This window comes from Pseudomonas sp., from assembly GCF_050739655.1.
Lineage (GTDB): Bacteria > Pseudomonadota > Gammaproteobacteria > Pseudomonadales > Pseudomonadaceae > Aquipseudomonas.
Window position 1 is genome coordinate 25,245 of the sequence record NZ_JBOIBY010000340.1, and the last position, 6,057, is coordinate 31,301.

Sequence of the window (6,057 nt, forward strand, 5' to 3'; positions counted from 1 at the left end):
CCGCGTGGGAATGCAGCCGGGGACGCTCTGCGTCCCAATCAAGAGCCGAACGCGGAGCGTCCGTTGAGGCATTCCCACGCAGAGCATGGGAACGATCGGTGTGGCTAAGGTAATAACCGGCTCGAACCTGATCGTTCCCACGCTCCGCGTGGGAATGCAGCCGGGGACGCTCTGCGTACCAATCGAGAGCCGAGCGCGGAGCGTCCGTTGAGGCATTCCCACGCAGAGCATGGGAACGATCGGTGTGGCTAAGGTATTAACCGGCTCGAAATTGTTTTTCCACCTCTTTGTGTAAAAGGATTCCCCCATGGCCGTACTGCCAGAACTTGAAGCTTTCCTCGAACTCGCCGAGTTCGGCCGCCTCACCGGCAAAAGCCGCCCGATGCACGAACAAACCCCACAACAGGCGCGCATCGACTTCGAAGCCGCCTCGGGCTTCCTCGACGTGCCGCTGGACCACATCGCCTGTGAAAACTTCACCATCGCCGCCCGCGACGGCCACAGCCTGTCCGCACGCCTGTATCGCGATGACAAAGCAGTCGATGGCCTGCAACCGGTGATGCTGTATTTCCACGGCGGCGGCTACGTGGTCGGCAGTCTGGATTCCCACGACGCACTCTGCCGCCGCCTCGCCGCCCAGGGCGGTTTCGCCCTGCTGACCGTGGATTACCGCCTGGCACCAGAATGGAAATTCCCGACCCCGGTGCAGGACGCTTGCGATGCTGGCAACTGGCTGGTGCGCGAAGGCGCCGCCCACGGCCTAGACGCCAACCGCGTGGCCCTGGCCGGCGACAGCGTCGGCGCAACCCTGGCCACCGTGCTGTCGCTGATCGCCGTACGCGAACCCGAGGAACTCGCGCTGAAACCCAAGGCGCAATTGCTGGTGTATCCGGTCACCGACGCCACCACCCACCGCGCCTCGCCTCGGGATTTTGCCGAAGGTTATTTGCTGGAAACTCCGACATTGGATTGGTTCTACGCCCATTACGGTCGTACCCCGGCTGATCTGGCAGATTGGCGCTGCTCGCCATTGCTGGCTGACGATCTCTCCGGCATGGCCCCGGCACTGGTCTACCTGGCCGGCCATGACCCGCTACATGATGAAGGTCTGGCCTACGCCGAGCGCCTGCGGGCTGCTGGCAATGAACTGACCCTGCTGGAGCAACCGGGCATGACCCATGACTTCCTGCGCATGGCGGGGTTGTTGAGTGAGGTGCAAGGGATTCATGGGGAAATGGCGGGGTGGGTGCGTTCCAAAATCTGAGGTGAAGACCAAAAGATCGCAGCCTTCGGCAGCTCCTACAGGGATCGGGTGTAGGAGCTGCCGAAGGCTGCGATCTTTTTGCTGGGTGAGGCCACTACCGCCATCGCGGGCAAGCCCGCTCCCACAGGTTCGGTGGGTGTATGCGAAATCTGCGAATGACCGAAATCACTGTGGGAGCGGGCTTGCCCGCGATGGCGATATCAGGTTCACCACAAATCCCAAGCCAAAAAAATGCCCGCATCTCACAATGCGGGCATTTTCCGTTTCAGCTCAGGCTCAGAAGTCGTACTTGGCCGTCAGCTGGAAGTTACGCGGCTCGCCGTAGAAGGTGGTGCCGAAGTTGCCAAGGCCCGTCAGGTACTTCTTGTCGAAGACGTTGTTGGCGTTGGCGGTGAAGCTCAGGTGTTCGTCGTACTGAAAGCGCGTCATCAAGTCGACGAGGGTGTAGCCGCCTTGCTTGAGGTTGACGGTCGCGCCTTCGCCGCTGCCACCCACGTTCGGGTTGAAGCTCTGGCCGTAGAACGCGCTCTGCCAGCTGACACCACCACCGACCGTGATTTGGTCCAGTGCGCCGGGCAGGCGGTAGGTGGTGAAGGTGCGGACCACGTGTTCCGGCTTGGTGGTGGCCAGCGGGAAGCCGAAGATGCGCTGTTCGTCCTTGTCGCGGGTACGGGCGTAGGTGTAGCCGGCCGACACGTTCCAGCCTTCGGCCAGTGCGCCGGCCATTTCCAGTTCCAGGCCTTCGGTGGTGGCGCCGGTGGTTGGCTTGTAGACGTCCTGGCCGGTATCGACGTTGGTGGTGACGTACTGGGCAACGTTGTCCTGTTCGATGCGGAACAGGGCCAGGCTGGCGTTCAGCTTGCCTTCGAAGTAGGCCGCCTTGATGCCGGTTTCGTAGCTGTCGCCTTCAACCGGTTCCAGGGTCTTGCCGCTGGCGTCCTTGTAGATTTGTGGCTGGTAGATGCTGGTGTAGCTGGCGTAAACCGAGTAGGTGTCGTCCAGGTCGTAGACCACACCGGCGTAAGGCGTGACGACGCCGTGTTCCTTGTAGCTGGCGTGGGTGTCGGCGAGGTTGGCGTCAGCGTCGTAGGTGTAGTCCTCGTTGTACTTGTAAGTACTCAGACGGCCGCCGAGGATGAACGACAGTTCGTCCGTTGGACGCAGGCGTGTGGCCAGGTAAACACCGTTCTGGCTCTGGGTGCGCTCGTATTTGCCGTTTTTAGGGAAGTCCTGTCTCGGTATGTCGCCTCTCCAGTCAAAGATGCTGCCTGGCACCAGCTCGAAGGCGCTGGTGTCGTAGGTCGCACCGGTCTGACGGGAGTGAGAGGTCATGAAACCCGCCACCAGTTCATGTTCGCGACCGCCCAGGGAGAAGGGGCCGGAGACGTTAATGTCAGCAGTGTTTTGTACGCGATGACCTTCCCAGCGGCCCCAGTAGAAGAACATGCCTTCGCCAGTGGCGCGATCCGGGTTGCCGCCGCTGGCCGAGGCCAGTCGGGTGTCGTGATCGGTGGTTTTCTGGTCCAGGGTGGCCTTGAGTTTCCAGTCGTTGGCCAGCGCTTGCTCCAGGGACGCGAAGTAGGTGGTGCTGTCGAAGTCACGACGGCTCCAGTCGGCGCCCGGGTTAAAGTGGCGGGAGAAATCGGTGCGGCCACCGTCGGTGAAGAACGGCGAGTTACCGGTCCAGGAGCTGCCGCGCGGAGTGGCGCTGGACTTGTCGACGCCGAAGGTCAGCAGGGTGTCTTCGGTCAGGTCGGCTTCGAGGATGCCGTAGTACAGGTCTTTCTTCTGGCTGTAATGGTCGATGTACGAATCTTTGTCCTGGTAGGCGCCGACGAAGCGGCCGCGCACGTTACCGGTGTCGGTCAGCGAGCCGGAGATATCGCCTTCGGTGCGGTAATTGTCCCAGGAACCGACGGTGCCGCTGACCGAGGCCTTGAAGTCCTTGGTCGGTTTTTTGCGCACCAGGTTGACGGTGGCGGAAGGGTCACCGGCGCCGGTCATCAGGCCGGTTGCGCCCTTGATGACTTCAACACGGTCCAGGTTGGCAGCGTCGTCGCTGTTGTTCGGGTTTTCACCGTAGACACCGTCGTAAGGAATGTTGACGCCGTCGTATTGAAAGTTGGTGATGGCAAAGCCACGGGCGGAAAACTCGGTACGGTCACTGTCGTACTTTTGCATGGTGACGCCAGGCGTATTACGCAGGACATCACCCACGCTCTTTGAGCCCTGGTCGTCCATCTGCTGGCGCGTCACCACGGTCACCGATTGCGGGGTTTCGCGAATGGTCAGCGGTAGCTTGGTGGCCGTGGTGGTAGCGCCGGTGGTGTAGGAACCGGTGTCTTCAGTCACCAGGCCCAGGGCCTGGCCGGAAATGGTGGTCGCGCCCAGTTGCAGGCTCGAAGAGCCGCCGGACATCAGCGTCACGCTGTTGCCATTGATCTGGAACGAAATGCCGGTGCCTTTGAGCAACTCGGCCAGCGCTTCGGATGGCTCGAGCGAGCCGGACACTGCACGGGATTTCAGACCGGCAACTTGATCCGGGCTATAGAGAATCTGCAGATGGGTCTGCATGCCCAGTTCGGTCAGTGCGCTGGACAGCGGCTGGACCGGGATACTCACTTTTACAGGTGCAGCATTGGCCATCGAGCTCCCCAGCAAGGTGGCGGTCAGCAGTACGCTGGTCAGCAGGGTTCTATGCAAGTTCGGGCGCTGTACAGCCAGCGCGAGAGGTGTGCGGCGTGGAAGAGATCGCATTACTTACCAGTGCTCCTGAAAAAGTGTTGTGCAGAGTTTTTGTTAATGGGAATGATTATTAAGACGGGGCGTTGGCGGAAAACCGGAAAAGAAACCTGCAAATTAATTTTCTAGATGGGCCCCGCCCCGTGTGTAGGAGCTGCCGAGTGCAACGAGGCTGCGATCCTTTGATTCTGTTTTTAAGAGCAAGATCAAAAGATCGCAGCCTGCGGCAGCTCCTACACAAGAGCCGTCGGCATCAGCTCGGTCACCACCCGCCCGCGCTCCATGCGCACCAACTGATCGGCGACATCGAAATAACGGTCATCGTGGGAGATCACGATGATGGTCTTGCCCAGGCGTTTGAGGTCCGGCAGCAGCTCGGTGTAGAAAATCCGGCGGAAGGTCGGGTCCTGGTCGGCGGCCCATTCGTCGAACACCAGCACCGGGCGTTCTTCCAGCCAGGCATTGACCAGCGCCAGGCGCTTGCGCTGACCGGTGGAAAGGTCGGTGGTGGTGAAGTTGCCATCCTTGACGCTGACCTTGTGCGCGATCTCCAGGCGTTGCAGGTATTGGTTGGCGTCTTCGGGGATGTGCGTATCGCCCTGGACCACGTCGTCGAACAGGTAGTAGTCGGCGAAGATGGTGGTGAACAACTGGCGATAGTCGTCGCGGTTGTGCGCGTCGATACCCTCGCCGTTGACGCGGATCTGCCCCTGCTGCGGCGTGTACAGGCCCAGCAGCAGCTTGATCAGCGTGGTCTTGCCGCAACCGTTCTCGCCAACGATGAAGGTGATGTCGCCCTGTTTGATCGTCAGGTTGACCGGCCCCAGCTGGAACGGCGCGGCACCGTCAACCGAGGGGAAGGCGTAGCACACGTCGGCCAGTTGCAGCTCCTGTACGGCGGATTTGGTGTTGGCCTTTTCGCTGAGCAGCAGGTGCGGTTCCGGCGTGGAGAATTGCTCGGACAATTCGGCGATACGGCGGAAAGCGATCTGCGCGCGGCTGACGATCGGCAGGGTGCTGATCAAGTGTTCCAGCGGGCCTTTCATGTACAGCAACACCAGCACGAAACCGCTCATCACGGTTTTGTCGGCACTCGGCCAGAAGGTTTGCAGTGCCAGCGCCAGGCCGATGACCACGAAAAACAGCATCGAGCCGAAGGTCTTGGCAATGACGAAGGTGTTGATCGAACGTACCTGGGTGTTGCAGATGAATTCGGCGGTGCCCTTGATGCCCGAGGCGAACATGCGTTGGCGGCGTGGGCGATGAATGCGCAGTTCCTTGGCGCCTTCAGCGATGGCGTTGTAGTGCTTTTGCAATTCATCTTCGGCGTCACGGGCGGCCATGAAACCTTGCACTCCCTTGCTCTGGGCGTAGGCCTGGATCGCCGTACCGATCAGGATCGCAGCGACCATGATCAGAAACATCGGCCACGACAGGATTGCCAGGTAGCCCATGCAGCCCAGGGTCACGGTGACGGAAATCGCCAGCGGCGCGAAGGCGAAGGCGAAGTCGCTGATGGTGTCGACGTCGTGGGTCAGCACCGGGATCAGGCGATGGCTGCGATAACGCTCGATCTGTTCGATTGGTGCAGACAGCACCTTTTCACCCAGCTGTTTGCGCAGTTTGGCGATGATGTGCTGGCCGACGTAGTTGGTGCCGATGTCGGAGCAGATCGAACTGGCCAGCGCCAGCAGGCACAGGCCGGCGAACAGCGCGACCACGCCCTGGGTCAGGCCGCTGTCCGAATGCAGGGCGTTGTTGATGGTCGCCAGCAACACCGTGACGCTCAGGCCACCGACCATGCCCAGGAAAATGGACGCGGCGACGATCAGTCGAAAGGGTTTGAGCAGGGCGAACAATTCGCCGATGGCGCCTCGGGTGGGCTGGGTCATGGAAGACAGTTCCTTGGGTCGGAAGGCAGATACCCAGTAGAACGTGTGGTCGCGGGGGGAATTTAGACAAGCGCCGATTGACGGCGCTGGGACGCCTTACACATAACCCTGTGGGAGCGAGCCTGCTCGCGATAGCGGTCTTTCAATCAACATCACTGT

General features: G+C 60.9%; 3 protein-coding genes. 1 reads left to right on the top strand and 2 read right to left on the bottom strand.

Features of this window, described 5'->3' with window-relative positions; translation table 11 throughout:
• Positions 1–307: 307 nt before the first annotated feature.
• The gene (locus ACRESJ_RS16360; protein WP_431758830.1) at positions 308–1,264 is read left to right on the top strand and encodes an alpha/beta hydrolase; all 957 of its coding nucleotides are present in this window, start codon (positions 308–310) and stop codon (positions 1,262–1,264) included.
• Positions 1,265–1,540: 276 nt separating this feature from the next.
• Here the strand turns inward: ACRESJ_RS16360 and ACRESJ_RS16365 are convergent, their stop codons facing one another.
• Together ACRESJ_RS16365 and ACRESJ_RS16370 are read right to left on the bottom strand one after the other, a co-directional pair.
• Positions 1,541–4,021, bottom strand: a complete 2,481-nt coding sequence (locus ACRESJ_RS16365) for a TonB-dependent siderophore receptor (RefSeq protein ID WP_431758831.1) — start codon at positions 4,019–4,021, stop codon at positions 1,541–1,543.
• A gap of 218 nt (positions 4,022–4,239) precedes the next feature.
• Positions 4,240–5,898, bottom strand: coding sequence for a cyclic peptide export ABC transporter (locus ACRESJ_RS16370; RefSeq protein WP_431758832.1), 1,659 nt, complete (start codon positions 5,896–5,898; stop codon positions 4,240–4,242).
• Between the last annotated feature and the right edge of the window lie 159 nt (positions 5,899–6,057).